The following is a 25,683-nucleotide window of genomic DNA, read 5'->3' on the forward strand; positions in this document are numbered from 1 at the left end:
GTCATACAACTAAGAAACTCCTTTTTTACTGTCTAGATTATATGTAGCATTATAACGAGATGAATGCTGGCCAAGCCGAGCAGGCGGCGCATCGGGTTGATTTTCACGTAGACCGCCTGTACCCGCTTTAAATTGACCGAGGCGTGCCTGCGTTCGAGCAGGCCGCGTTCGATCACGAGCTTGCCGTCCGACAGCGAGACGGTAAATCCGTATTCCTTCACCGTCGTGGCGATAACGCCGAGCACCCAGGCAACCAACAAGACTGCGGCGATGATCCAACCGAGCCGATAATGCGCGAAGCGGGAGAGCGCATTCTCCCATATGGCCGTCTCTTCAAGCCAATTGTCTAACTGCGAATAGGCGGCGCCGATGACCGCGATGGCGATGACCACCCGTCCGGAAGTGGCGCTGTATAATAAAATATCGGAAAGCCGCATGCGAATCGTCGGCCTGTTCGCGGCATCGTTCGTCAAGCCGTTCTCCGAGGCCGGTGCGGAGGCGCCTTCAACCGGAAGCGGCACAGCGGCCTCGCCGCCGCCGGGACTCGCCGCATCCGCCGCCGGCTTGACGGGGGAAGGGTACAGTGCTTTGCGCAGGTAATCGGCCTCGTGCCGGCTGATCGCGTTCAATATGACCTCGGGCTTCGTGCCGCCGGCCGTCTCGATCTGCAGCTTCAGCACCCCGAACGCCTGGTGGAGGAGGCTGGCGGCCGTGACGAACGATTGCACGCGGTCGCGGGGAACGGACAGCTTTTTGCGGATGATCAGGCCATGCTCCACATGGAGCACGCCGCCGTCGATCGTGTAGGTGAATCGAAGCCAGGCGAGCAAACCGATTGATACGGTAACGACGAGAAACAGCAGGATGCCGCCCGCCACCCACAGCGGTTCGGCTTCTCCCCTGAGTACTGTGGAGATGATCAGGGCGATCAACGGATAGAGCAGATCCTTAATGCTTTTGGCGATAAAAAAGAAAACGGATACCGGATGCAGACGGCGTCCCGGCGCGCGGTCAGATCTCTTCATCGGTAATCCTCGCAAGCACGGCGATCCGGTTCCGGACCCGCTCGGCCGTCGCTTCGTTCAATGCGGGAATTTCGTGGCTGCCCGCGGCGGTGGAGAAGGTTACGGTCGCCAAGCCGTAACGGCGGAGCAGCGGCCCCTGCTTCGTATCGACATGCTGCACCTTGACCATCGGGATGAGCACCCGGCGCCGAATGAACATGCCGTAAAGCAGATCGATCTCATGCTCGTGAATGTCATAGCGGAAATGCCTCCAGCGCAGGTTCGGGAAAAGCACGGTTTCGACATAGGCACCCGTTCCCGCTGCCGCAAGAGCGGCCGCAAATATCCATGACGGCCACTCGAACCGGAGCGTGAGAAAAAGCAAGAGTCCCGACACGATAGTGTAGACGGCTGCGGAAATCAGACCGGAGATGCGCCACGCTTTAAGCGCGTCGCGGTCGATCGTCTGCTGCGGCTGCGGATACGTCAAATCGTTCACCTCAGAAATAATAGGGGATTTGTATTGCTTTTACTATACCATATCGAAGGGCCGCCGTGATTGAGACGCCCGAGAGTATATACGATTGATCGACGGGCTATGTTGGCCCGCAAGCCGGAAAAAACCGGCTTAGAGAAGTCCTATCGACGGATAAACGGGCTGTAACGCGGAAATGCCGCTATACAGCCCCGCCCACGCGCCCGGTACCTGGTCAATCCTTGCTCTGGATCACAAGCAGCCAGCCGTCGCGGATGGCGATATCGCCGGTCTCGCCGTCCAGCACGTTGCTGATCCCGAGCGATTGCCCCATCTCCAGCGCGGCATCGGTGAGCGGGTACCGGAACCCGCGCAGCGTAATGCCCGTCACGCGCGGCGTCAGCGGCAGCAGCGATACGTTGGCGTAGCCTCCGCTTCGGATCGTCAGCCGCGAGTCGGTCAGGCGGATTTCGTTGTGCTCATCGGCAATGACGGCGGGGACGCCGCGGCGGAGCGCTTCGACGAGCAGATGAATGTTCGCGATCGAGTGGTCGAACCGGGTCCCCAACGCGCCGATCAGCACGATTTCGTCCGGCTTCTCCTCAAGCGCCCGCCGGAAGGCGAGCTCGGTATCGGTGTAATCCTTATCGACCGGATCGCAAGCTTCGGTGCTGAGACTGCCGGCTTTGATCCATTCGAGCTGCTGCGGAGTTACGGAGTCGAAGTCTCCGATCGACAAATCCGGCCGGAAGCCGTGCTCGACCAGGAACAGGCTGCCGCTGTCAGCGCCGATCAAAATATCCTCGGGGCGAATGTACGACAGCGCCCAGAAGCCCAGGCGGCCGCCGGAGAAGATGAGAGCCCGTCTCGCGGGTGTGTGCATAACGACTACTTCCTTTCGTGTGCGCGTTATGGTTCGATTCGTAATAACCTGATGCAGAGTATAACGCCAACTTATCGTTTCGTCACCAGGATTTTGTTGCGCGATATAAGCGTCGAGGCAAGCCTGTGCCCAGCCGGAAAAAGCGGCCGCGTCCCCCGAAAATGGTTCTTGCGCCCCCTCATGCCCATCGTTACAATGGGAATGACATATTCGGACAGATTTCGCCGTGCCCGACGCAGGGCACGCGGCGGAATTCCTTGGCGGGGGTGCTGCGGTTTGGAACTCGAGATATTCGGTATTTTCAGCCTGATCGGGACGATCGCGTTTGCGGTGAGCGGCGCCGTCGTGGCGATGGAGGAGGAATATGATATTTTGGGCGTGTTCGTGCTTGGCCTGGTGACGGCATTCGGCGGCGGCGTGATCCGCAACCTGCTGATCGGCGTTCCGGTCACGACGCTCTGGAGCCAAGGGCTGCTGCTCAAAACCGCGATCATCGCGATGGCGGTCGCCTTCATCCTGCCCGTCAGCTGGATTCGCCATTGGCGGCGGAGCGAGGCGTTTTTCGACGCGATCGGTCTGTCGGCCTTCGCGATCCAGGGCGCGCTGTATGCGACGCAGAACGGCCACACGCTTGCGGCGGTCATGGTCGCGGCCGTCATGACGGGGATCGGCGGCGGCATCATTCGCGACGTGCTGGCAGGACGCAAGCCGCTGGTGCTTCGCGATGAAATCTATGCCGTCTGGGCCATGGTTGCCGGCGCCGTAATCGGGCTGGGCTGGATCCAGCGGACCGGCGAGCTGCTCGCCCTGTTCGCGATCGTTATTTTGTTCCGCATGCTTTCGGTTCATTATAAATGGAGGCTGCCGCGCCGCTCCTTGAAGTACGCCTTGTCGGAGTCGGTTCACGGCCCGGGCCATCAAGCGGCGGAGGATGGGGCGATCGCGGCGTTCAGCGAGCATGAAGAGAAGGCGCTGACGCAACAAGGAGCAGCAGAACGATGATTCGGGTGCTGACGCGAGAAGCTCCGGCCGAGCCTTGGCGATAAGGCGGCCGGAGCTTTGTTTTCATCCCGGGAAAAACCATTTAAGCGCTTCCGGCACATCTTTCTGCCAATAGCCCCAAATATGCGTGCCGTTCCGCTCGATGTAAACCGGCCTCGCTCCTTTGATTTCAAGAAGCTGCTTGGCCCGCCGATTCAATTCGACGAAGTCGAACGTGCCCCTGTCCGTCTCGAACTCCGTTTCCTGCAGGCCGACGGTCATATACATCCGCAGCCCGCCCAGGTCCGCCTCGGAAGCCGACAGCACCGCCAACGCGGAAGGGTAGAAGGCGCCGGACAGCGAGAGCACGCCGCCGAATTTGCCGGGATAACGCAAGGCGATGAGCAGCGAGACGGTGCCGCCGAGCGAGTCGCCCGCCAGCAGGATATGCTCCGGCTCTCGGCGGACGGGATACAGCCGCTCGACGGCCGGCACCAGCTCCTCCGCGAAAAAACGGACATACGCCTCATACCGCTCGCCGTCCGGCGCATATTCCGCGGTGCGGACTTTTTTGTCCACGTCGACGCCCACGATGATCAGCGGCTCTAGCTCTCCCTCGGCGATCAGCCCGTTCGCCTGAGTGGCGATCCGTCCGAAGTTGAAAAAGTCCTCGCCGTCCTGACAGTATATGACGGGATAACTGAGCACTTCATTATAGCCGGGCGGCAAAAAAATGCGGAGCGGGCGGCTGCCTTCGGGAAGAAAGCGGCTTTCGACGGTTTCTTTTACGATCGTGCGCTTGACGGACGGCGTATCGGACATTTCGGTTCCCCTTTCGGATTCGGCTGAATGGTTTCGGGTTGATGTGGGTAAACAAAATAGGTAGGATTAGGCGGTACAAGCCTTTTTGCCGGAAGTTGTATCAATCTGTACTACATAGGAAAGTGTTCTGTTATACAAACATTCGGTCAAAAATGAAACGGAAAACCGACCATTTTCCGCTGTATATAACATTTTTGGCTTTGACCGGCATGACTAAACAGGTTTATAATAATTCTATAACAGAAGGTCTGTTTTATTCAAATCCATAGATGGGGTGAACGTTCAATGAGCAAGCTGCCATATGAAGTTCAGACGGAGCCGGTTACGCCGCTGTCCGTGCTGTCGCCGGAAGGGGAAGTCGTCAATCCCGACGCGATGCCGAACCTGACGGACGAGCAACTGAAAGAAGTCATGTATCGAATGGTGTTTACGCGGACGTGGGACGAGCGCGCCGTGAACCTTGGCCGCCAGGGCCGTCTCGGTTTTTACGCGCCGGTATCCGGCCAGGAAGCGTCGATGATCGGCAGCGAGTACGCGCTGAACAAGGACGATTTCATCTGCCCGGGTTACCGGGATATGCCGCAGATCGTGTGGCACGGCCTGCCGTTGTACCAGGCCTTTTTATATTCGCGCGGACACCAGCACGGCGGACAAATTCCGGAGGACGTGCATGTCCTGATGCCGCAGATCATTATCGGCGCGCAAATTTTGCATGCGACGGGCGTCGCCATGGCATTCAAGAAAAAAGGCGAGAAGCGTGTCGCCATCACGTATACCGGCGACGGCGGTTCGTCCGAGGGCGATTTCTACGAAGGCATGAACTTCGCCGGCGTCTATAAGCTGCCCGCCATCTATGTGGTGCAAAACAACCGTTACGCGATTACGACGCCTTACGAGAAGCAGACGGCCGCTTTGTCGATCGCGCACAAAGCGGTTGCCGCGGGTATCAAGGGCGTACAGGTGGACGGGATGGACGTGCTTGCCGTCATCAAAGCGGTATCCGAGGCCGCGGAGCGGGGCCGGAGCGGCGAAGGCGCAACCTTGATCGAGATGCTGACCTACCGATTCCGCCCGCACTCGATGGCGGACGACACGACGAAATACCGCACGAAGGACGAGGAAGGCGAATGGAGCCTGAAGGACCCGATCATTCGTTTCGGCAAATACCTCGAGAAGAAGGGGCTTTGGTCCGAGGAAGAAACCGCGCGCGTAAAAGAGGAAGCGAAGGCGACCGTAAACGAGCATATCAAGAAAGCCGAAGCGACCGAGAAGATGACGGTGGCGGGCCTCATCGATTCGATGTTCGAAACGACGCCGAAGCAGCTTGAAGAGCAAAAGGCCGATTTTCAATAATTGGGGAGGAACCAGCGATCATGGCTCAAATGAATATGAAGGAAGCGATCCGCGACGCGATGCGCGTGGAATTGAAACGGGACCCGAACGTCGTCGTGTTCGGCGAGGACGTCGGCAAGGTAGGCGGCGTTTTCCGGACGACGGAAGGGCTGCAGGGCGAATTCGGCGAGGATCGCGTGTTCGACACGCCGCTTGCGGAATCGGCGCTGGCCGGGATGGCGGTCGGCATGGGCATTCAAGGATTCCGCCCGGTTGCGGAAATCCAGTTCGTCGGATTTATTTTTGAGGCGCTTGACCAAATGTTTATCCAGGCGGCGCGTATGCGTTACCGCTCCGGCGGGCGCTACAATGCCCCGATCGTATTCCGCACGCCGTTCGGCGGCGGCGTCAAGGCGGCCGAGCTGCATACGGACGCGCTCGAAGGCCTGGCTTTGCAGACGCCGGGCATCAAGGTCATCGTGCCTTCCAACCCTTACGACGCCAAAGGACTGCTCATATCCGCGATCCGGGACAACGATCCGGTGTTTTTCATGGAGCATCTGAACTTGTACCATGCGTTCCGCGCCGAGGTTCCCGAGGATGCCTACACGGTCGAGATCGGCAAGGCGAACATCGTCCGCGAAGGCTCCGATGTGACGATCATCGCCTACGGCATGATGGTGCATACGGCGCTTAAAGCGGCGGAAGAGCTCGAGAAGCAGGGCGTGAAGGCGGAGGTTATCGACCTGCGCACGCTCATGCCGCTCGACATCGACACGATCGTCGCATCGATCCGGAAGACGAACCGCGCGATCGTCGTGCAGGAAGCGCAGCGCACGTCGGGCGCGGCGGCGGAAATTATTGCGCAAATCAACGAAAAAGCGATTCTTCACCTGGAGGCTCCCGTGCTTCGCGTAGCAGGGCCGGATACCGTCTATCCGTTCGCCCAGATCGAAGACGCTTGGCTCCCGAATCCGGCGCGCGTCATCGCGGCGGTGAAGAAGGTAATGGAATTTTAATAGCGCGATAGAAGGAGGTTATCCGGGTGGCGAAATTTGAATACCGTTTCCCAGAGCTCGGCGAAGGCTTGCATGAAGGCGAAATTATCAAAATGCACATCAAAGCCGGCGACACGGTAACGGACGAAGACATCATCATGGAAGTGCAGAACGACAAGGCGATCGTCGAGGTGCCTTGTCCGGTCAACGGCAAGGTGCTCGAGGTGCTTGTAAAAGACGGCCAGGTTTGCCATGTCGGCGAAGTGGTTGCGGTAATCGACGCGGAAGGCGACGTTCCCGAGCAAGCCGCGCCTGCGGACGGCGGACACGGCAAGGAGGAAGCGCCGACGGCGAAAGGTCCGGAGCAAACGGAACAGCCGCAAACGACGGGCACCGCCCAGCAGCAATCCGTGCAGGCGAACGAGCAGCCGAAGAAGGACGGCGGCAAGCCCGAGCCGGGCGGACAGGTGCTGGCCACGCCGAGCGTGCGCAAATATGCGCGCGAGAAGGGTGTCGAGTTGGGCGGCATTGCCGGAACGGGCAAGAACGGACGCATCACGCGCGAGGATGTCGACGGCTTTGCGGCCGGCGGCGCGAAGGCCGACGGCAAGGGGGTCGGGGCCGCCGCGATTGCGGCCAAAGGCGCAGGCGAGCCGTCGCCGGCGCATGCGTCGACGGTCGTCAGCGACCGCGCGGAAGAGCGCGTGCCGTTCAAGGGCATCCGCAAAGTGATCGCGAACGCGATGGTCAAGTCGGTGTACACCGCTCCGCACGTTACGCTGATGGATGAAGTGGACGTTGCGAAGCTCGTCGAGCTTCGCACGAAAGCGAAGCCCGTCGCCGAGAAGAAAGGCGTCAAGCTGACGTACCTGCCGTTCATCGTGAAGGCGCTGGTTGCGGCGCTGCGCGAGTTCCCGGTCATGAACGCCATGCTGGACGAGGAAGCGCAGGAGATCGTCTTCAAGAAGTACTACAATATCGGCATCGCCACCGATACGGATAACGGCCTGATCGTGCCGGTCATCCAGGATGCGGACCGCAAGAACGTCTGGAAGATCGCGAGCGAGATCAAGGATCTGGCGACCCGCGGACGCGACGGCAAGCTGGGACCGAACGAGCTGCGCGGCAGCACGATGTCGATTACGAACATCGGCTCCGCGGGCGGCATGTTTTTCACGCCGGTCATCAACTTCCCGGAAGTCGCGATTCTCGGTACGGGACGCATTTCCGAGAAAGCGGTCGTGCGCGGCGGCGAGATCGTCGCGGCGCCGGTCATGGCGCTCTCGCTCAGCTTCGACCACCGTCTGATCGACGGCGCGACGGCACAGAATTTCATGAACTATATCAAGCAGCTTCTGGGCGATCCGGAACTGCTCATAATGGAGGTGTAACGCCATGGTAGTAGGTGACGCTTCTCTCGATATCGATACGCTGGTCATCGGCGCCGGTCCCGGCGGCTACGCAGCCGCCATCAGGGCAGCCCAGCTAGGCCAGTCCGTGCTGTGCGTCGACAAGCAATATCTAGGCGGCGTTTGTCTGAATGTGGGCTGTATCCCGTCCAAAGCGCTCATCTCCGCCGCCCACCAGTTCGAGCAGGTTTCGCACGCTTCGGCATTCGGCGTCGAAGCCGGCGAGGCGAAGGTGAACTGGGGCAAGGTTCAGGAATTCAAGAACGGCGTCGTCTCGAAGATGACAAGCGGCGTCGGCACGCTGCTCAAAGGCAACAAGGTGCAGTTCTTCAGCGGCGAAGTGATGTTCATCAACGAGAACGAAGCGCGCGTGTTCAACGATCAGGAGGCGCCGCGTTACCGGTTCAAGAACTGCATCATCGCGACCGGCTCGCGCCCGATCGAGCTGAAGGCGTTCCCCTTCGGCGGACGCATCATTTCGTCGACCGAAGCGCTGTCCCTGCACGAAGTGCCGAAGAGCATGGTCGTGATCGGCGGAGGGTACATCGGCATGGAGCTCGGCCAGATGTATTCGAAGTTCGGCACCAAGGTAACGGTCATCGAAGGCATGGATTCGATCCTGCCCGGCTTCGACACCGACATGTCCCGCATTGTCGTGAAGAAGCTCAAGGACAAAGGCGTGGAGATCTTTACCGGCGCAAAAGCGAAATCCGCGGAGCAAACCGACACGGAAGTGAAGGTGACGTTCGAGGTCGGCGGCGAGGACAAGACGGTTACGGCGGATTACCTGCTCGTTACGGTTGGCCGGCGTCCGAACACCGACGGCGAGCTGGGCCTCGATCTGATCAATCTGAAAATGACCGACCGCGGCCTCATCGAAGTCGACGACCAATGCCGCACGAACATCCCGCACATCTATGCGATCGGCGATATCATCGCCGGACCGGCGCTGGCCCATAAAGCGACATACGAGGCGAAGGTGGCGGCCGAAGCGATTGCGGGCATGCCGAGCAAGGTCGATTACAAATGCATTCCGCTCGTCGTGTTCACCGATCCGGAATGCTCGAGCGTCGGCTACAGCGAAAGCGAAGCGAAGGAGAAGGGCCACAAAGTGAAGGTCGGCCGCTTCCCGTTCGGGATCAACGGCCGGGCCGTATCGCTCGGCGTGACGGACGGCTTTGTGAAGCTGATTTCCGACTCCGATACGGGCCTCCTGCTCGGCGCGCAGATCGCCGGAGCGGAAGCGTCCAACATGATCGCGGAGCTGGGCCTCGCGATCGAGATGGGCGCGACAGTTGAGGATGTGGCGCTCACCATTCACGCTCACCCGACACTCGGCGAAATCGTGATGGAAGCGGCGGATGTGGCGCTCGGCCATCCGATTCATACGATCGTCAAATAAATTGTGGCTTCGCATGTTGAAGGTACGGAGGTCAGCCGCTTGATTGCGGCCGGCCTCTTTTTCGCTTTGGACATCTGTTGCCGGGGTTTAGGATCAACGATACTATATAGGTATTGACGGGAGGCATGCCGATATGGAGATGGAGCCGACAGGTAAGCCGGCGGCTGCTGGAGGGGAACGCAAAGCGTGCGGGGCATCGCGTTCGATCATGACGCAGCTTGTTTTTCCGCAGGATACGAATCACCACGGCACGATGTTCGGCGGCAAAGTGATGGAGTACATTGACAAGCTTGCGGCGATCGCGGCCATGCGCCATTCGGCCAGGCAGGTCGTTACCGCCTCCAGCGACAGCCTCGATTTTCTCGCCCCGATCAGGCTTGGGGAAGTCATTGTCGTCGAAGCGTTCGTGACGTGGACGAACAGGTCGTCGATGGAGGTTTACGTGAAGGTGAGGGCGGAGGACCCCGTGACCGGAGAGAGCCGGATAACGGTCACCTCGTTCCTGACTTTCGTGGCGCTGGACGAAGGCGGAAGGCCCTGCCCGGTGCCTGAGGCTTATCCCGAGACGGACGAGGAGAAACGGCTGCACGCTTCAGCGAAGGAACGTTTCGGGCTGCGCATGAAGCGCAAGTTCGATCGAAAAAATGAATCGCGGCTATAAACAATCCGGAACGACAAAACGGCTTGCGGATGTTAAAATAAAATAATAGGTTTTATCGTCAGATTACGGCTTAGGGTGGTGCGCTCGTTGCAAAGTTATTTGGATCTGCTGCAGGATGTTTTGGATAACGGCACGGAGAAAACGGACCGGACGGGAACGGGAACGTTTTCGGTGTTCGGCCGGCAGCTCCGCTTCGATCTGTCGAAAGGTTTTCCGCTGGTCACGACCAAGAAAATGCATGTGAAATCGATCGTCCACGAGCTGCTGTGGTTTCTCAAGGGCGATACGAACGTCCGTTATTTGCAGGAAAACGGCGTCCGCATCTGGAACGAATGGGCGGATGAGAACGGAGAGCTCGGGCCGGTGTACGGCTCGCAATGGCGGGCTTGGGAGGCGGCGGACGGCCGCAAAATCGACCAGATCGCCGCTGTCGTCGACAGCATCAAGCGAAATCCCGATTCCCGACGCCATATCGTCAGCGCCTGGAATGTAGGGGAAATCGACCGGATGCAGCTGCCGCCCTGCCATTTCGTTTTCCAGTTCTATGTGGCAAACGGCAGGCTGTCCTGCATGCTGACGATGCGCTCGTCCGACACCTTCCTCGGTTTGCCGTTCAACATCGCGCAGTATGCGATGCTGACGCACATGATCGCTCAGCAATGCGGCCTCGAGGTCGGAGAGTTCATTTATTCGGGCGGCGACGTCCATATTTATAAAGACCATATCGAGCAGGTCAAGCTGCAGCTGACCCGCAAGCCTTATCCGTTGCCGCAGCTTGTGCTGAAGCGCAAGCCGGCTACGATTTTCGATTACGTGTTCGAAGATTTCGAGATTGTCGGCTACGAATGCCATCCGACGATCAAGGCGACGGTATCGGTCTAGCAGACGGAGGTAGAACGCTCGCATGTCCATAACAATGATCGCCGCAATGGCGCGCAACCGCGTGATCGGCGCGGACAACGGTTTGCCGTGGAAGCTGCCGGACGACATGGCCTTTTTCAAAAGGAGCACGGTAGGCAAAACGGTCCTGATCGGCCGCAAAACGCTCGAATCGTTCAACGGTCCGCTCAAAAACCGGACGAACGTCGTATTGACCCGGCAGCGGGATTATCGGCCGGGAGGATGCGAAATTGTCCATTCGGTCGAGCAGGCGCTGGAGCGTTTCGGCGAAGGCGATCTGATGGTCGCGGGAGGCGCCGAGATATACCGGCAGCTGCTGCCGTATGCCGACACGCTATTGTTGACCGAGGTCGAGGCGGAAGTAAGCGGCGACGCGACGTTTCCCGCGTTCGACGAGACGGAGTGGCGGCTCGTTTCCAGCGAGTACCACCCGGCGGACGATCGACATGCCTATGCTTTTCGGTTCAATACGTACGAACGGAAACGTTCGTGACCGGATTGTGCGATTTTTGGCAGGCCAGTCACATTCCTATGTCGTTTAGTGCAAATGATTGTACGGATAATCCATTACGGGCCCGCTCGGCGGAATGATAACATTCTCGAATAGGGCAAGTCAGATGGTTACAACGATTGCCATTGAATCCGGGTAGGATTCCAACTATAGTTTTAATAGGTGGAGTATGCTGTCGGAATAGGTATGGATAGAGGGGGAACAACGATCATGTCAACACCAACCGGTTTTATGGAATATAGACGCGAGCTCCCGGCCGACCGGGACCCGCTGGAACGCATCAAGGACTGGGAAGAGTTCCATGCGCATATGCCCGAGGACCAGCTCCGTACGCAAGGCGCGCGCTGCATGGATTGCGGCACGCCTTATTGCCACACCGGGATCGAAATGGCGGGCGGCGCTTCCGGCTGTCCGGTCAACAACCTGATTCCCGAGTGGAACAACCTGGTATACCGCGGTCTGTGGCGGGAAGCGCTCGACCGTTTGCATAAAACGAACAACTTTCCCGAATTTACGGGCCGCGTATGTCCGGCTCCGTGCGAGGGCTCCTGTACGGTAGGTTTGATCGGCGAATCGGTTACGATCAAGACGATCGAGCAGGCGATCATCGACAAGGGCTTCGACGAGGGGTGGGTAACGCCGCAGCCTCCGAAATCCAGAACGGGCAAGAAAGTGGCGGTGGTCGGCTCCGGTCCGGCAGGACTGGCCGCAGCCGCGCAATTGAACAAAGCCGGCCATCTGGTGACGGTGTATGAGCGCGCCGACCGGATCGGCGGTTTGCTCATGTACGGCATTCCGACGATGAAGCTGGACAAAGCGGTCGTGCAGCGCCGCGTCGATCTGCTTGCCGCGGAAGGCGTCGAGTTCGTGACGAATACGGAAATCGGCAAAGACATCGCCGCGCCCGATCTGCTTAACAGCTTCGACGCAGTCGTTCTCTGCGGCGGCGCTACCAAGGCACGCGACGTCAACATGAACGGCCGCGAGCTGAACGGCATCATGCCTGCAATGGATTATTTGAACGGCACGATCAAGAGCTATCTGGACTCCGGCTTGGCCGACGGCAACTATGTCAGCGCCGCGGGCAAGGACGTCATCGTCATCGGCGGCGGGGATACCGGTACCGACTGCGTCGCCACGGCGCTTCGCCACGGCTGCAAGTCGATTACCCAATTCGGTACGCACGCGAAGGCGCCTCTCGAGCGGGATCCGATCAACAACCCTTGGCCGCAATTCCCGAACGTGTATACGCTCGATTACGCACAAGAGGAAGCGAAGGCGCTGTTCGGCGAAGATCCTCGCGCATTCTCAGTGCTGACGAAGAAATTCGTCGGGGACGAGAACGGCAACGTCAAGGAGCTTCATACGGTCAACATCAAGCGGACCGTAGACGAGTCGGGACGTAAAATTTACACCGAAATTCCGGGCACCGAGCGCGTATGGAAGGCCGATCTCGTCCTGATCGCCGTCGGCTTTGAAGGTCCGGAGAACACGTTGATCGATTCGTTCGGCCTGGAGCAGGACCGCCGCTCGAACGTGAAAGCCGCATACGGCAAGTACCGAACGAACGTGGAGAAGGTGTTTGCGGCCGGCGACATGCGGCGCGGACAAAGCCTGGTCGTATGGGCGATTAACGAGGGCCGTGAGGCGGCTCGCGAGGTCGATAAATATTTGATGGGGTCGAGCGTGCTGCCTTAATGCCGCGCTGAATGGCCGGTTGAACGCTCCATCATTGATTTGATTTCCGGATGACCGTATGATATGACTTGAAATAAGCGCCGAACGGCGCTTATTTCGTCGTTGCGGGACTTTATGCGCGGGAGGAATCACTCGGATGATAAAGTATGGATCGGACAAGATGACGGAGATGCGTTTCGAAGCGTTTGAAGAAAGAATCGACGTGCGGGACCGCCAATGGATCGACATTGAGCTTCGATTCACGCTCTCTCCGGACACGCCTGCGCCCGACGATCTGATCGACTTGACCGCGCTCGTCATCACCAATCTGGAGGGCCGCATCGCCCAGATCGTTCCGCAGGACGAAGGCATCGACTGCGACTATCAATTCACTTTCGTGGAAAAAGAGCAGTTGTCCGCCTATGTAAACAGCGCTGCCATACAACAAAAAATTGCAACAAAGGTATCCCGGTCAGAGGGCAAATTGTGGTAAAATCGAGACAGCGAGTTCCGGTAAATTGAGATGTCATGCGGCTCGAAAGGGTGATGGCTTTGACGGCCGAGCACGCCTCGATCTTAACCCCCAAGGATGTCGGCAACATCCGCAATTATGTCCGGCACAAGTATGCCGGCTTGCCGCAGGAACGGCATGCGGAGATCGTCGCGGACGCGGTGCATCGGATCATATACCGGCAGCTTCCGGAATACGGAGAAGCGTTGAAACGGCAACTGACATCGGATCTGATCCGCACGACCGTCGTCGGCGAGAGCCGTCCTGTGACGGCCGTCGATGTGCTTGAAGCCGGCCTTCGGCTCGGCTGGCGGCAGCCTCAGCTGAACGAACCGCTGCTTCGTTGGATCGAAAGCCGGCTCGGAGCGGCCGTGGAGCGGAAGGCGCTGGAAGCGGTTTTGACCGCTGCGCAGCAAGCCGCAGAGCCGGGCAGGGATTCCGCAAGCATAGCCTGGCTCCGCCTAAGGGAAATGACCGCCGTATCGGCGGGAGCCGGTATGGCCGGCGGCGAGGCTGCGCCGCTTGCCCCGGTTGTTCCGCTATTTTCGAAAGCGAGGCCGAAGACGCCGGCGGTTGTCTATGTGCTGCTGTCCATTGCGCTCGTATGCGGAATGGCGGTTTACGGCTGGCAGAATAATCGGGCGAATACCGCTTCGGACGCCCAACGCCGGCTTGCGCCGGCCATTCCCGTTCCCCGAGTGCCGATCGCGGACAAGCCCGGCTGGGCGATCGGGGAGATGGGGAGCGAAGTTCCCGAAGAGCTTCGCTATACTTACGTGGATGAAACGAAGGTCAAGGCCTTTCTGGCCGCCCGCAAATCGCTTTTGCGCCGGGAGCCGTATTATGGCGCCATCGTCGCGGCCGCGAGAGCGTACGATATCCATCCTTTGCTGTTGTTCGCGATTACCGGCCAGGAGCAATCGTTCGTGCCGGAGGACGGGGAATCGGCGAAAGAGATCGCGAACAATCCGTTCAACGTGTACCACAGCTGGCAGAAATACAACACGAACATCGAGGATTCGGCGGCCATTGCCGCCCGGACGATCATTACCTTAAGCAGGGACCGGCCGGAAGGAAAAGAGCCGATCGCATGGATCAACCGCAAATATGCGGAAGATCCGAACTGGAATAAAGGCGTGACACGGATGTTCGAATCGCTGAAGCAGGCGGAAGCGAAGCCTTCTGCCGTTAACGATTAACGACATTAACGACATTAACGACATTAACGATATTAACGACATGGACTGCATGCACAGATCCATACATACTAACTTATCATCATGATATTGGAGAGACCGACGTTGAAAACGCTCATTATCGCCGAAAAACCGGATATGGGGCGCACGATCGCCGCTGTCGTCGAGCCTGGAGCGCAGAACCGGCGCACGTATTTGGAGGGCCGGCGCTACATTATCACATGGGCGATCGGCCATTTGGTCGGACTGGCGGAGCCGGATCATTATGACGCGCGGTACAAGCGGTGGAACGACGCGGACCTGCCGATCATACCCGAGCAGTTCAAGCTGTGGCCGAATCCGCGAACCAAGGATCAGCTGGCGACGATCGGCGACCTGGCCAAACGCTGCGATTCGCTTGTCAACGCGTGTGACGCCGGGCGGGAGGGCCAGCTTATTTTTCACCTCATCCGCCGGTATTTGAAGCTGACGCAGCCCGCCCAGCGGCTCTGGATTTCCGACCTGACGCCCGAGACGATCCGCAAAGGCTTCGAGACGCTGCGCAGCGATACGGACTACGAGCCGCTCACGAGGGCGGCGCGCGCCCGGAGCGAAGCCGATTGGCTGATCGGCATGAATGCTTCGCGGGCGTTTACGATCCGTCATCGGGCGCTGCTGTCCGTAGGCCGGGTGCAGACGCCCGTGCTGGCGCTTATTTACGACCGCCATAAGGAGATTGAAGCGTTCCGGGCGGAAACGTATTATGTGCTCCATGGCGCTTTTCAGGCCGGAAGCGTATCCTACCGCGGCGTTTGGCAGGGCGAGAGGATCGCCGACAAGGAGCGGGCCGAAGCGATCGCCGCGAAGGTCGAGGGCCGCACGGGCACGATTGTGACCTATGATGTAACGGAGCAGAAGGAATTTCCGCACCGGCTGTACGATTTGACGCTGCTGCAGCGGGAAGCGAACGGCAAACACGGCTTTTCCGCGAAGAAGACGCTTGATCTGGCCCAGGCGCTGTATGAGAAGCACAAGGTCATTTCCTATCCGCGTACAAATTCCAACTATGTAACGGAAGAAAATCTGCCCGTCATGGGCAGGGCGCTGTCGATGCTGCAGAACGGCACCCCGTACGCCGAGCTGGCGGACAACGCCGACCGCGGGCGCGTGCATAAAGGCAACAAAGCCGTCTGCAACCCGTCGAAGGTCGAGGATCACCATGCGATTCTGCCGACGCCGAAGTGGACTTCCGGTCTGCAGCCCGACGAGCAGAAAATATACGATATGATCGTTCGCCGGTTTTTGTCGCATTATTATCCGCCTGCCGTGTACAAGCATCACGAGGTGTTGACCGAGGTCGAGGGCGAGACGTTCAAGACGAAGGTGAAGGAGCAGCTGGACGCCGGCTGGAAGGTTGTGCTGGACGGAGCCGGCGATGGGGAGAAGAAGCCGAAGGGCAAACGGAAGAAGGATGACGGCAAGGACGACGCGGAGGAAGAGACGCTTATCCTGGACGGCGGCTTTACGATCGATTCGAACGACCCGGCGCTTTGCAAAGGCGCAGAAATAACCGAGAAATCGACGCAGCCGCCGAAATCGTATACGGAAGGCACGCTTCTGAAGGCCATGGAGGGCGCGGGCAAGTCGATCGAGGACGACGAGCTTAGGGAAGCGATGAAGGATACGGGGCTCGGGACGCCTGCAACCCGCGCGGCGACGATCGAGCGGCTGAAGCAGGTCGGCTACATTACGCTGGCCGGCAAGAAGCTTGACATTACGACGAAGGGCTGCGCCGCCGTGGAACTGATCCGCGGGGCGGGCGTAGAGCTGCTGACGTCGCCGGAGATGACGGGCCGTTGGGAGCAGCGGCTGCATCAAATATCGAAGAACGAAGCATCCGACGAGAAATTTATGGAGAACGTCAAACGGTTCGCGGCGATGATCGTCGAGAAGGTGCGCATGCAGCTTCCCGCTGCGCCGGACGTATTTCAAGAGGAGCGGCGGGGTAAGGCCGCCGGTAAGAGCGGGCGCCCGGACAGGGCGCGGACGGCTGCGAATCGTTCCGCGAGCCGCGGAGGCGAAGCCGCCGCCGGCGCGGCGGACGGGAAGCCCGCCCCGGCGCGGAGCGACGGCTTGGCGGCTTGTCCGAGGCCGGGATGCGGCGGCCGTATGATCGAAGGCAAACGCGGCTTTGGCTGTTCGCGGTTCCGGGAAGGCTGTACGTTTGTGATCTGGAAAAACTATCCGGACAAAACGATCACGGCGACGATGGCCGTCGCGCTCGCGGAGAAGGGCGCCACGAACAAGCTGACCTTCAAGCGCAGCGACGGCAGCTCGTTCAAAGGCAAGCTGACGCTCGCGGATCCGGGCACGGGCCGCCTGGATACGGTTATGGACGCGTGAAAGAAATAGGCTTGCCCCTTGGACGAAGGGACAAGCCTATTTCGGTGTGTATGAATTACACGACTTCTTCTTCCGTTTGGCGGATATGGTTCTCGATCGCCGGAGGGATTTCGGACAGCCGATGGAGGGAAAGAAAGGCGCCCTTCGGCTGGACGTCGATGCCGACGATGTTGTACAGCCATTCCGTCTCCGCCTTCATATGAATCGCATGGATGCCCGCGGTCAAGGCCGGCACGATGTCGGTTCGGATGGAATTGCCGATCATCCATGTCCGGGCGCGGTCGAAGCCGCCCGCCCGGACGATATTTTCCAGCGCCTCCACGTTCTTGTGGCGCCGGATATAGATTCGGCTGCCGAAATACCGCTCGAGCGAGAAGCGTTCGATTTTGCGCCGCTGGATGAGCGGTTCGCCTCCGGTGTACAGGTGAAGCTCATGTCCGGCGCTTGCCAGCCGGTCGAGCGTTTCCTCCATGAACGGATAAGGCTCCGTCTCCAGCTCATACACGCTAAGCCCCAGCTTCCACAGCGTATCCTCTTCGGCAGCGGATAAGGCATGGCCGTACAACGTAGAGAAATACCGGTACGTCTCGATGAACGACTGGGGAAAATGCTCGCTCTTGAAGCCGAGAGCGTGAACGCCCGCAATATCGATTTCGGTTTGTTTGTCGCGAACGGCTTGCGCCGTCAGGCCATGATCCCGAAACCATTCCGCCATCAGGTTGGCGAACCGGTCGATGACCCGATAAAAATATTTGTTGCAATGGACGAGCGTATCGTCCAGATCGAATAATATCGTTTGCTTCATATGCACTCCTTCTGTTGCCGCAGTCAAGGTTGTGATGCCGCTGCTGTCTTGTTAACCAATCTACCGCATCGGGCACGATCCGTCAAATTGCATAAGGGACGCGGTTTATCCGCATAATGAGGCGGGAGGTGATGAGCATGCCCGTCAACCGCAGCCAAACGGTCAAGCATCAACAGAACAACAAAAGCGTCAAAGAGACGGCAAGGACGGTCCAGCCGGAAAAAGCCGCCGATCGCCCGCCTGAACTGAACGGAATCGAAAAGCAGCTTCCTTAACCGGGCAAAGTGCTCACGGTGTATGTACAAGGGATCGAACCGATCCCTTTCTTTGCGTTTATGCGTATCTCTGCCGCTTGTCCGCCAGATCCGATTTGATGAAGGCGATGCGTTTGCGCACGTAGAAATCGAGGCTCTCGCCCTTCAGCTCTTTCGGAGAGACGACGGCATCCGCTTGGTTGTCGATAATGGTCAACGCCCCGTCCGAATAAAATTTAAACGTCAAATCCCGGAATGGCCGGTGCCTCTCGATAAATCTGTAATGCTCGCAACTCCGCATGTCATCCACCTCCGAAAGGATATCGCAAATCCATAATTATGGAACATATGTTCCCGATTCCATTATACCAAACGTTTGTTCGTGTGGAAAGTCTTTTTTGTTTCCCTTAAACTATTTTTTTAGAGGCACCGATTGGAAGAGGAGCGTACCCATGATCAAAGTCATGCATTTGATGAAGAAGATCCCGAACGGACCGACGGTATTGAACGATGTTACGTTTCAAGCCGACCGCGGCGAGCTGATCGCCGTCATGGGCGCGAGCGGCAGCGGCAAGTCGATGCTGCTCCGCTGTCTGGCGCTGCGGGAAACCTGGAGCGGCGGTTCGTTGTGGGTGGACGGCGTCGACGTTTTCCGCAAGGGATTTGCGGCCAAGCTGAAGCTGTGGCGGGAATTCGCCTACCTGGAAGAAAAACCGGCGCTCAATCCGAACCGAACTGCGCTCAAGAACACATTGGTGGGCACCCGCTATCAGACGCCTTGGTGGCGCATGCTTACGGGGATGGTGCGCAGTGACGATTATATGGGCGCCATGGACATGCTGGAGAAGGTGGGCCTTCTCGATAAAGCCCACGCGAAGGCGGCGAAGCTGAGCGGCGGCGAACGCCAGCGTGTGGCGATCGCGCGAGCGCTCGTTCACGGCGCGAAGGTGATTCTGGCCGACGAGCCGGTAACGGGGCTTGATCCCCACGCAGCCGAAGCGATTTTGACCGACTTGCGAAACCTGTGCCATACGCAGGGCGTGACGATGATCGTCGTGCTGTCGCAGAGCGATTGGGCGGAGCGGTTCGCGGACCGCATACTCGGATTGAACCGGGGCGAGCTCGTGTTCGACATTACGGGACGCAGGCTGACGCAGCGCGAAAAAACGCTGCTGTAAGCCGGCGGCATTTTACGGCATTTCTATGAAAGGTCGGCGGAACGGGCGCATACAATGAACCATCCTTCGATAAAGGCGGGTGTTCATGTATGGCATTTATGCTGCCGGCCATCGTACAAGCGGTAAAAATAGAACGGCCGAAAACCGAAATCTGGTATCCTTCGGTTACCGGCTTCCAGAACGCGCAAGCAGGCGGGGCGGTCCGTCATGCGATAAGGGAAGAGGTGCGAGCGCTTGCGGCGTCGCAAGGCAGCCTTGCCGATCCCCGGTCGGAGATGATCGGATGGTTTGAGACCAAAACGAACGAGAAGGGCGTTTTCAGCCTCTCGCTGTTCAATTACGCCTATACCGGCGGAGCGCACGGCCTGACCTTGCAAAAGTCGCTTACCTTTTCCCTGGCCGCAGGCCGGCGGTATGGGCTTGCGGAGCTGTTCAAGCCGGGCAGTCCGTACATAGCCGTCATTTCCGAGCTGATCCAAGCGCAAATCGCAAGGCGTGACGTTCCGGTCCTGGAGCCGTTCAAGTCGATTCGCGCGGATCAGGACTTTTATGTCGCCGACCGTTCGCTGATCGTGTATTTTCAGCTCTATGAGCTGACGCCGTATGTATACGGCTTTCCTTATTTTCCGATTTCGGTCTATGACCTGCAGCAGATCGTGAATGAGGACGGTCCGCTTGGGCCGATGCTTGTGAACGATTAAGGCTGCGGGCTGCGCGCATCTTTTTTGTCCGGCCGGGAAGGGGAACGGGCGCGGTCCGTCGAAAACAACTACAAACCCCCACGGATGAGGAGAGGCGGCATGAGCGACAAACTCGTCATTCCGGCGATGCTGATCGTCGTTGTTATAGCAGGCATAGCGGCATTGCTGCTATCTCGCGGCAAAGGCTCCGCTTCCGGCCGGCAGCCGGGCGGGACCGCCGAAGCCGAAAAACAGAGCTTGCCGGTGCCGATGGAGCAGCCGGTCGATCGCCCCTCCGGACCGCGGAGAAGCGAAGAGCCTCGGCACATCCTTATCGTTGACGACCAGCCGGCCATCCGGATGCTGCTCGCGGAAGTTTTTCAAGCCTCGGGCTTGGTCGCGCATGAAGCCTCCTGCGGCCGGGCGGCAATCGAAACGTTCCGGAACGAGCCGGTCGATTTCGTTCTGCTCGATCTGAAAATGCCCGATATGGACGGAATTGAAGCGCTTCGCGTCATTCGGACCATGAATGGCGAGGTAGAGGCGGTTATGATATCGGCTTGCGGCGATGCCGAGAGGATTGAGGCGGCGCGCGGGCTCGGGGTGCGCCAATTTTTTACGAAGCCGTTCGATATCGAGAAGCTGAGGGATTACGTTCTCCATCAACTGCATGCGCATGAGCGCTATACGGAAATAAACGATACGGAGTAGGAGCCGGCGGATGAAAAAGTGGATCGGCATAGCGGCGCATGCTGCGCTCGGAGTGGTTTTTCCCTATGTGCTGGGCGGGACGATCGTGCTGTTGTACGGCTTGATGACGCCGTCCGTTGTGGAGGATAAGGTTATAGGCGCATTGATTGCAGGCACCTATTTGGCGTTGCTGGCCGCCGTCAATTGGGCAATCCTGCGGGGAGAGACGCGGCGCGGCATCGGAGCCGGGCTTCTCCGGCACGCCGCGGCATGGCTGGCCGCCGCCGCCGTTATGTTTTATCTCGTTCGCCAATCGATCGTTTGGCCCCTTTAGCCGGATTGGCGGACGAACCGCGGCATGAATACCCTGAAAGGCGGTTTCCGCTTCGCAGGGTGTTTTTTTGTTGGCGTGCCCAGAGGCACGCATCTTTCTCTCATTTCCCGGCCTTTTATTTCCCGCCTCGTTATTTCCCGGGGAAGCGCAAAAAACTTCATGAATATTCCGAATTCGACAAACAATTCTCTTGTCCCGTTGTCGAATCCCGGAGGCGGCTGCGGCGGCCGGTTTGCCGGCGAAACCCGGTCGATCATCTTCGGATTGACTTCGGCAACAGTTTTTCTCATAATAGCAGGAAATACGGAAGGTAAAGAGGAGATGGAAGGTGGAGCAGGGGGAGAAACTGGGCATGCTGCTGGCCGTAAACACGGGCAAGCCGGTACCCGTCATGCACGGCAGGCAGGAGGTGCAGACCGGCATATTCAAAAAGACCGTCGCCGGTCCGGTCAGGATTACGGTCAACGGATTGCCCGGCGACGGGCAGGCGGATCCCGTCAACCACGGCGGACCGGACAAAGCCGTCTGCGTCTATACGCAGTCTCATTGGCGGCATTGGGAGCGGGTTTGGGGAGAGCCGCCTGCGTTCGGCGCGTTCGGTGAAAATTTCACGATCAAGGACGGCGTGGAACAGGATGTCGGCATCGGCGACATCATCCGGGTCGGCGGGGCGGTCGTGCAGGTTTCCCAGCCGCGTTTGCCCTGCTTCAAGCTCGGCCTTAGGCACGGCAAACCGGAGCTGCCCGGGATGGTGCTGGAAACCGGCTATACCGGCTATTATTTCCGTGTTCTGGAGGAAGGCGACGTGCGGGAGGGGGATACACTGATACGTATTATGCGCCAGCCTGTGCGGCTGTCCGTGTATAAAGCGGTGCGGATTATGAAGTTCGAACGGACGAGCCTCGAGGCGGCGGAACGCCTCCGGGCCGCCCCGGGATTGGCCGAATGCTGGAAGGAAGAGCTGGGCATACGTATCGAAAAGCTGCGTTCCGGCGCAGAAGGAGGCGAGCCGCTGTGACGAAGAAGCGGAGAACGGTGTTGATCACCGGGGCAGCGGGAGGTATCGGAAGCCGGCTGTCCGAGGCTTATGCCGAAGCCGGCTATCGCGTCGCGATGACCGATGTGGCGGCGTCCCGGGGCGGGGAGATCGCCGAAGCGATCCGGAGCCGCCTGGAAGCGGCGGATATCCGGTTCGTGGCGGCCGACCTGGCCAAGCCCGAGGAAATATCCTCGTTGTTCGGGAAGCTGGACGAAGCCGGCTTTGCGGCGGACGTCCTGATCAATAACGCCGGCTTCGGCATAAACAAAAGTCCGTACGAGCTGGCGGTGGAGGAATGGGACAGCGTTCTGCACGTCAACCTGCGCGGAACGTTTCTGTGCGCCCGCGAAGCCGGCTTGAGAATGCGTGAGCGCGGCGGCGGGCGCATCATCAATATCGCCTCGACGCGCGCGTTTATGTCCGAGCCGCACTCGGAGGCCTACGCGGCGACCAAAGGCGGCATCGTCGCTTTGACGCACGCGTTGGCCGCTTCGTTCTCCCCTGACGGCATTACCGTCAATTGCATCAGCCCGGGCTGGATCGAGACCGGAGACTACGGGGCGCTGAGAGGCGTCGACCATGCGCAGCACTGGTCGGGCCGGGTAGGCCGGCCGGACGACATCGCGCGGGCCTGCCTTTTCCTGTCCGATCCGGGGAGCGGTTTCATCAACGGGACGAACATGACCGTCGACGGCGGCATGACGAAAAAAATGATTTACGAGGAATAAGAAAACCGGACATGCCGCTCCTGGAGGCGTGCCCGGTTTTTCGCGTCATGGCCGTTATTTCGCCGCGCGCTGCGCGGCCGCGTTCTCCGCCTCGTCCGGGTTGCGGACGAACAAGGCGGTGACCATGGCCAGGACCATTGCGATCAGGCCGTACAGAAAAAGATCGCGGATTCCTTGCATGAAATCAGGCGCGTTGATCAGCAGGCCGCCCATGATCGTGACGCCGATCGCCGTGCCGATGTTGCGGGCGAACATTTGGAACGACGCCGAAACGCCCTTCTCATGCGGCGCGACAAGCTGCTGAGAGCCGATGATGCCGACCGTGAACAGCAGCCCGAAGCCGGCCCCCTGCACGAACAGGGCGATGAACACGTACCAGAAGCCTTTGCCCGGTCCGAGCAGGGCGAGCATTGCGCCCGAGCCCAGTATAATGCCGTTGCCGATCAGCATCAGGCGGGCATAGCCGTGGCGCAGCACCCATTTGCCGGCAGGCGTCGCGGTAATCATCCAGCCTGCCGACATGCTCAGCAGCGAGACCCCGCTCTCGAACAGGCTGTAGCCTTTCTCCTGCAGAAACAGAGGCACGTAGCTGGAGGTGCCGAACAACGCCGCGCAAGCGATGAAGCCGTTGATAATCATCCAGCGCACCGGTTTGTTTCGGAACAGGGTGAGCGGAACGATCGGCGAAGCGTGCCGTTTCTCGTATAAATAGAATAATACGATCAGCAGCGCGCCGGCGGCCGCATAAGCGTAAGGATACGTTTCGATCGTCGTGGCGGCCAGCAGCAGGCTGATGCCCGCGGCGAACAGGACGGAACCGAAAACATCGACCTTCGCCCGTTTGGGCTCGTACGCCTCGTCATAGCCGAGCAGCAGCACGAACGAGATGATGCAGATCGGAATGTTAATGTAGAAAATCCACCGCCAGTTCAGCTCCTCCACGAACAAGGCGCCGAGCAGCGGGGCAAGCACCGCCGAAAGGCCCCACATCGCGGTGAACAGCGCTTGGATTTTGCCGCGCTGCTCGACGGGGTACAGATCGCCGGCAATGATGATCGGGAACGGCATCATGACGCCTGCCCCGATGCCTTGAACCGCGCGGAAGAGGACCAGCTGAAGCATCGTATCCGCCATCCCGGAGAGAAGCGATCCGAGCAGGAACAGGATGATGCCGATGCCGAAAATGCGCTTGCGTCCGAACAGGTCGGAAATCCGTCCCGCCAGCGGCGACAGGACGGTGGCAAAAATCATGTAAGACGTGAACGACCAGGCAAACAGCGACCGGCCGTTCAGCTCGTCGGCGATGACCGGCATCGTCGTGTTCATGATTGTCGAATCCATGGAAGCGACCAGCATGGCGAGCACGATGCTGGCCATGACGGCGGCTTTGCGGCTTATCATCTTTCGTCTCCTCCATGTCTAATGGCAGCGAAGACCGAAGCCGGGAGCCGACCGGGGTTTTCGCGGCAAAATGAAACGATACGGAAAACGTATACTATCGTACCATATGAAAGGCGTTTTGGCACGCCGTGCGACAGCCGTGCGGCGAGATGTAAATAACTCCGGTAAAATCGCCATGCCCGCGGCATATACATAGGCAACACGGTTCATCGCGGCGGGCGGGACGGCGGTTCTGCGGACGGCGCTGCATAAAAATAAAAGAAAATGCATTTTACAGGGAGGAACACTCTATTCGATACCGGCGTAAGCTGGTATACTTATAGATGGAATTTTCTAAGTTTTACAACTTGACACGGAATGCCGAAAGTTCGGACTATTCGACAAAGGAGTGGAGACATGGCGATTTTACCGAAGACGAACGAGCTTGGATTTTTCGAGATCCGCCTGGAGTCGATCGGCGGTTTGGGCGCAAACCTGGCCGGCAAAATGCTGGCTGAGGCGGGCGTAGTTGGAAGCGGATTCAACGGAGTCAGCTTTTCTTCGTACGGATCGGAGAAAAAGGGCTCGCCCGTTAAAGCGCATATCCGGTTTTGCGATCTGGACGTCAACATCCGCGACACCACCCCGGTGGAACGGCCGCACATCGTGGGCATTTTTCATGAGAACCTGTCCAAAACGGTCAACGTCATCAGCGGCATTTACAAGGACAGCATGGTGCTGGTCAATTCGGCGAAAACGCCGGAGGTGCTGAAGGACAAATTGAACATGCTCGGCGGCACGCTTGCGGTCGTCGACGCAACGGGCATCGCCCTCGATGAGAACAACCGCGTCAACATGGCCATGCTGGGCGCCTTGTTCCGCCTTTGCGATTTTCTGGATGCCGAACATATGAAAGGAATCATCCGCAAGTCGCTCGAGAAAAAGTACCCGCAGGCCGTCGAGCCCGCGCTCCGCACGTTCGACCGCGGCTACAACGAGGTCAGGTCGCAAGCCTTCGGTCTGCCGGAGGGCGCGGCTATGCCGCTGCCGACCCGATGGGATATTCCGGCGCTCGGATGGGCGACCCAGCCGATGGGCGGCATGATCACGAATCCCGGCAACAGCATCCTGAAGGATTTGAGCATTTCGCGCCAGGGCATGATGCCGCATTTCGACGATGAGAAGTGCATCCATTGCGCGGCCTGCGATACGGCCTGCCCGGACTTCTGCTTCGTTTGGGAGGAACAGCCGGACAAGAAGGGACGGCCCCAGATGTTTCTGCAGGGGATCGATTACCAGTATTGCAAAGGCTGCTTGAAGTGTGTGGTAGCCTGCCCTACGGAAGCGCTCGTGTCGGAACGCGAGACGGACGGCTACGGGGACGCGAACCGTGTGCCGCATCGGTTTATTTTGGCGAATTGACGGCTTGAACCGGTCCAAACTTATTGCGA

The 25,683-nt window shown here is 59.0% G+C and carries 27 protein-coding genes; 20 read left to right on the top strand and 7 right to left on the bottom strand.

The features are described 5' to 3' along the window. Positions 1 to 32: 32 nt before the first annotated feature. The 3 genes from RWM61_RS08980 to RWM61_RS08990 all read right to left on the bottom strand — a co-directional run bounded on the left by RWM61_RS08980 (position 33) and on the right by RWM61_RS08990 (position 2,362). Positions 33 to 1,025, bottom strand: coding sequence for a PH domain-containing protein (locus tag RWM61_RS08980; protein ID WP_313999717.1), 993 nt, complete (start codon positions 1,023 to 1,025; stop codon positions 33 to 35). Beyond that, positions 1,012 to 1,494, bottom strand: coding sequence for a PH domain-containing protein (locus RWM61_RS08985; protein WP_313999719.1), 483 nt, complete (start codon positions 1,492 to 1,494; stop codon positions 1,012 to 1,014). Before RWM61_RS08985 ends, RWM61_RS08980 begins: the two co-directional genes overlap by 14 nt. Before the next feature lie 220 nt (positions 1,495 to 1,714). Continuing rightward, a complete protein-coding gene (locus RWM61_RS08990) occupies positions 1,715 to 2,362 on the bottom strand; it encodes a thiamine diphosphokinase (RefSeq protein WP_313999721.1) in 648 nt (215 codons plus the stop codon). Positions 2,363 to 2,638: 276 nt separating this feature from the next. Between RWM61_RS08990 and RWM61_RS08995 the strand changes: the two genes are divergently transcribed. Beyond that, positions 2,639 to 3,364, top strand: coding sequence for a trimeric intracellular cation channel family protein (locus tag RWM61_RS08995; RefSeq protein ID WP_313999723.1), 726 nt, complete (start codon positions 2,639 to 2,641; stop codon positions 3,362 to 3,364). A 63-nt stretch (positions 3,365 to 3,427) separates the two neighbouring features. Here the strand turns inward: RWM61_RS08995 and RWM61_RS09000 are convergent, their stop codons facing one another. Further along, the gene (locus tag RWM61_RS09000) at positions 3,428 to 4,165 is read right to left on the bottom strand and encodes an alpha/beta hydrolase-fold protein (protein ID WP_313999725.1); all 738 of its coding nucleotides are present in this window, start codon (positions 4,163 to 4,165) and stop codon (positions 3,428 to 3,430) included. Between the two features lie 285 nt (positions 4,166 to 4,450). Here RWM61_RS09000 and pdhA point away from each other — a divergent pair, with 285 nt between their 5' ends. The 11 genes from pdhA (at position 4,451) to RWM61_RS09055 (ending at position 17,144) form a co-directional block, all read left to right on the top strand. Continuing rightward, positions 4,451 to 5,518 carry a pyruvate dehydrogenase (acetyl-transferring) E1 component subunit alpha gene (gene pdhA / locus RWM61_RS09005; RefSeq protein ID WP_313999727.1) on the top strand — a complete coding sequence of 356 codons (1,068 nt, stop codon included), beginning with the start codon at positions 4,451 to 4,453 and terminating at the stop codon, positions 5,516 to 5,518. 20 nt (positions 5,519 to 5,538) lie between these two features. Continuing rightward, on the top strand, positions 5,539 to 6,516 hold the full coding sequence (locus RWM61_RS09010; protein ID WP_313999729.1) for an alpha-ketoacid dehydrogenase subunit beta: 978 nt from the start codon (positions 5,539 to 5,541) through the stop codon (positions 6,514 to 6,516). Between the two features lie 26 nt (positions 6,517 to 6,542). Next, complete coding sequence (locus RWM61_RS09015; protein WP_313999731.1) at positions 6,543 to 7,886, top strand: dihydrolipoamide acetyltransferase family protein; 1,344 nt, start codon at positions 6,543 to 6,545, stop codon at positions 7,884 to 7,886. Between the two features lie 4 nt (positions 7,887 to 7,890). Beyond that, positions 7,891 to 9,306: a dihydrolipoyl dehydrogenase gene (gene lpdA, locus RWM61_RS09020; protein WP_313999733.1), complete on the top strand. Its 1,416-nt coding sequence runs from the start codon at positions 7,891 to 7,893 to the stop codon at positions 9,304 to 9,306. 133 nt (positions 9,307 to 9,439) lie between these two features. After that, on the top strand, positions 9,440 to 9,967 hold the full coding sequence (locus RWM61_RS09025; protein ID WP_399538249.1) for an acyl-CoA thioesterase: 528 nt from the start codon (positions 9,440 to 9,442) through the stop codon (positions 9,965 to 9,967). 87 nt (positions 9,968 to 10,054) lie between these two features. Beyond that, positions 10,055 to 10,849, top strand: a complete 795-nt coding sequence (gene thyA, locus RWM61_RS09030; protein ID WP_313999735.1) for a thymidylate synthase — start codon at positions 10,055 to 10,057, stop codon at positions 10,847 to 10,849. A 22-nt stretch (positions 10,850 to 10,871) separates the two neighbouring features. Further along, positions 10,872 to 11,360 (top strand): dihydrofolate reductase, encoded by a 489-nt coding sequence (locus RWM61_RS09035; protein WP_313999737.1) that lies wholly within the window; start codon positions 10,872 to 10,874, stop codon positions 11,358 to 11,360. A gap of 228 nt (positions 11,361 to 11,588) precedes the next feature. Continuing rightward, a complete protein-coding gene (locus RWM61_RS09040) occupies positions 11,589 to 13,076 on the top strand; it encodes a glutamate synthase subunit beta (RefSeq protein WP_313999740.1) in 1,488 nt (495 codons plus the stop codon). Positions 13,077 to 13,212: 136 nt separating this feature from the next. Continuing rightward, entirely contained in the window at positions 13,213 to 13,548 is a 336-nt protein-coding gene (locus RWM61_RS09045) for a hypothetical protein (protein ID WP_313999742.1), read from the top strand. Between the two features lie 50 nt (positions 13,549 to 13,598). Beyond that, the gene (locus tag RWM61_RS09050; protein ID WP_313999744.1) at positions 13,599 to 14,765 is read left to right on the top strand and encodes a hypothetical protein; all 1,167 of its coding nucleotides are present in this window, start codon (positions 13,599 to 13,601) and stop codon (positions 14,763 to 14,765) included. 102 nt (positions 14,766 to 14,867) lie between these two features. Then, positions 14,868 to 17,144 carry a DNA topoisomerase 3 gene (locus RWM61_RS09055; protein WP_313999746.1) on the top strand — a complete coding sequence of 759 codons (2,277 nt, stop codon included), beginning with the start codon at positions 14,868 to 14,870 and terminating at the stop codon, positions 17,142 to 17,144. 55 nt (positions 17,145 to 17,199) lie between these two features. On the opposite strand, the gene RWM61_RS09060 is transcribed toward RWM61_RS09055, so the two are convergent. Beyond that, the gene (locus RWM61_RS09060) at positions 17,200 to 17,949 is read right to left on the bottom strand and encodes an HAD family hydrolase (protein WP_313999748.1); all 750 of its coding nucleotides are present in this window, start codon (positions 17,947 to 17,949) and stop codon (positions 17,200 to 17,202) included. Between the two features lie 137 nt (positions 17,950 to 18,086). Here RWM61_RS09060 and RWM61_RS09065 point away from each other — a divergent pair, with 137 nt between their 5' ends. Continuing rightward, positions 18,087 to 18,224, top strand: a complete 138-nt coding sequence (locus RWM61_RS09065; protein ID WP_313999751.1) for a hypothetical protein — start codon at positions 18,087 to 18,089, stop codon at positions 18,222 to 18,224. A gap of 58 nt (positions 18,225 to 18,282) precedes the next feature. On the opposite strand, the gene RWM61_RS09070 is transcribed toward RWM61_RS09065, so the two are convergent. Further along, a complete protein-coding gene (locus tag RWM61_RS09070) occupies positions 18,283 to 18,504 on the bottom strand; it encodes a hypothetical protein (protein WP_313999753.1) in 222 nt (73 codons plus the stop codon). A gap of 151 nt (positions 18,505 to 18,655) precedes the next feature. Here RWM61_RS09070 and RWM61_RS09075 point away from each other — a divergent pair, with 151 nt between their 5' ends. The 6 genes from RWM61_RS09075 (at position 18,656) to RWM61_RS09100 (ending at position 22,852) form a co-directional block, all read left to right on the top strand. Continuing rightward, positions 18,656 to 19,381, top strand: coding sequence for an ATP-binding cassette domain-containing protein (locus RWM61_RS09075; RefSeq protein ID WP_313999755.1), 726 nt, complete (start codon positions 18,656 to 18,658; stop codon positions 19,379 to 19,381). Between the two features lie 89 nt (positions 19,382 to 19,470). Further along, entirely contained in the window at positions 19,471 to 20,082 is a 612-nt protein-coding gene (locus RWM61_RS09080) for a DUF3298 domain-containing protein (RefSeq protein WP_313999757.1), read from the top strand. Positions 20,083 to 20,181: 99 nt separating this feature from the next. Beyond that, positions 20,182 to 20,772, top strand: coding sequence for a response regulator (locus RWM61_RS09085; RefSeq protein ID WP_313999759.1), 591 nt, complete (start codon positions 20,182 to 20,184; stop codon positions 20,770 to 20,772). Positions 20,773 to 20,782: 10 nt separating this feature from the next. Continuing rightward, positions 20,783 to 21,085, top strand: a complete 303-nt coding sequence (locus RWM61_RS09090) for a hypothetical protein (RefSeq protein ID WP_313999761.1) — start codon at positions 20,783 to 20,785, stop codon at positions 21,083 to 21,085. A 328-nt stretch (positions 21,086 to 21,413) separates the two neighbouring features. Beyond that, positions 21,414 to 22,103 (top strand): MOSC domain-containing protein, encoded by a 690-nt coding sequence (locus RWM61_RS09095; protein WP_313999763.1) that lies wholly within the window; start codon positions 21,414 to 21,416, stop codon positions 22,101 to 22,103. Next, on the top strand, positions 22,100 to 22,852 hold the full coding sequence (locus RWM61_RS09100) for an SDR family oxidoreductase (protein WP_313999765.1): 753 nt from the start codon (positions 22,100 to 22,102) through the stop codon (positions 22,850 to 22,852). The genes RWM61_RS09095 and RWM61_RS09100 overlap by 4 nt, the downstream gene beginning before the upstream one ends. 54 nt (positions 22,853 to 22,906) lie before the next feature. On the opposite strand, the gene RWM61_RS09105 is transcribed toward RWM61_RS09100, so the two are convergent. Beyond that, a complete protein-coding gene (locus RWM61_RS09105) occupies positions 22,907 to 24,250 on the bottom strand; it encodes an MFS transporter (protein ID WP_313999834.1) in 1,344 nt (447 codons plus the stop codon). Positions 24,251 to 24,649: 399 nt separating this feature from the next. On the opposite strand from RWM61_RS09105, the gene RWM61_RS09110 reads away from it, so the two are divergent. Then, a complete protein-coding gene (locus RWM61_RS09110; RefSeq protein WP_313999767.1) occupies positions 24,650 to 25,654 on the top strand; it encodes a 2-oxoacid:acceptor oxidoreductase family protein in 1,005 nt (334 codons plus the stop codon). Positions 25,655 to 25,683 lie beyond the last annotated feature (29 nt).

Origin of the sequence: uncultured Paenibacillus sp. (assembly GCF_963515335.1) — a bacterium.
GTDB lineage: Bacteria > Bacillota > Bacilli > Paenibacillales > Paenibacillaceae > Paenibacillus_I.

Bases quoted from the DNA above. Each gene is read 5' to 3' on its own strand.
- RWM61_RS09110 (WP_313999767.1), top strand. From the start codon at position 24,650: ATGGCGATTTTACCGAAGACGAACGAGCTTGGATTTTTCGAGATCCGC.
- RWM61_RS09070 (WP_313999753.1), bottom strand. From the start codon at position 18,504: ATGCGGAGTTGCGAGCATTACAGATTTATCGAGAGGCACCGGCCATTC.
- RWM61_RS09090 (WP_313999761.1), top strand. From the start codon at position 20,783: ATGAAAAAGTGGATCGGCATAGCGGCGCATGCTGCGCTCGGAGTGGTT.
- lpdA (WP_313999733.1), top strand. From the start codon at position 7,891: ATGGTAGTAGGTGACGCTTCTCTCGATATCGATACGCTGGTCATCGGC.
- RWM61_RS09010 (WP_313999729.1), top strand. From the start codon at position 5,539: ATGGCTCAAATGAATATGAAGGAAGCGATCCGCGACGCGATGCGCGTG.
- RWM61_RS09060 (WP_313999748.1), bottom strand. From the start codon at position 17,949: ATGAAGCAAACGATATTATTCGATCTGGACGATACGCTCGTCCATTGC.
- RWM61_RS09035 (WP_313999737.1), top strand. From the start codon at position 10,872: ATGTCCATAACAATGATCGCCGCAATGGCGCGCAACCGCGTGATCGGC.
- RWM61_RS09000 (WP_313999725.1), bottom strand. From the start codon at position 4,165: ATGTCCGATACGCCGTCCGTCAAGCGCACGATCGTAAAAGAAACCGTC.
- RWM61_RS09065 (WP_313999751.1), top strand. From the start codon at position 18,087: ATGCCCGTCAACCGCAGCCAAACGGTCAAGCATCAACAGAACAACAAA.
- RWM61_RS09040 (WP_313999740.1), top strand. From the start codon at position 11,589: ATGTCAACACCAACCGGTTTTATGGAATATAGACGCGAGCTCCCGGCC.
- RWM61_RS09045 (WP_313999742.1), top strand. From the start codon at position 13,213: ATGATAAAGTATGGATCGGACAAGATGACGGAGATGCGTTTCGAAGCG.
- RWM61_RS09085 (WP_313999759.1), top strand. From the start codon at position 20,182: ATGAGCGACAAACTCGTCATTCCGGCGATGCTGATCGTCGTTGTTATA.
- RWM61_RS09025 (WP_399538249.1), top strand. From the start codon at position 9,440: ATGGAGATGGAGCCGACAGGTAAGCCGGCGGCTGCTGGAGGGGAACGC.
- pdhA (WP_313999727.1), top strand. From the start codon at position 4,451: ATGAGCAAGCTGCCATATGAAGTTCAGACGGAGCCGGTTACGCCGCTG.
- RWM61_RS08980 (WP_313999717.1), bottom strand. From the start codon at position 1,025: ATGAAGAGATCTGACCGCGCGCCGGGACGCCGTCTGCATCCGGTATCC.
- RWM61_RS09075 (WP_313999755.1), top strand. From the start codon at position 18,656: ATGATCAAAGTCATGCATTTGATGAAGAAGATCCCGAACGGACCGACG.
- RWM61_RS08990 (WP_313999721.1), bottom strand. From the start codon at position 2,362: ATGCACACACCCGCGAGACGGGCTCTCATCTTCTCCGGCGGCCGCCTG.
- RWM61_RS09080 (WP_313999757.1), top strand. From the start codon at position 19,471: ATGGCATTTATGCTGCCGGCCATCGTACAAGCGGTAAAAATAGAACGG.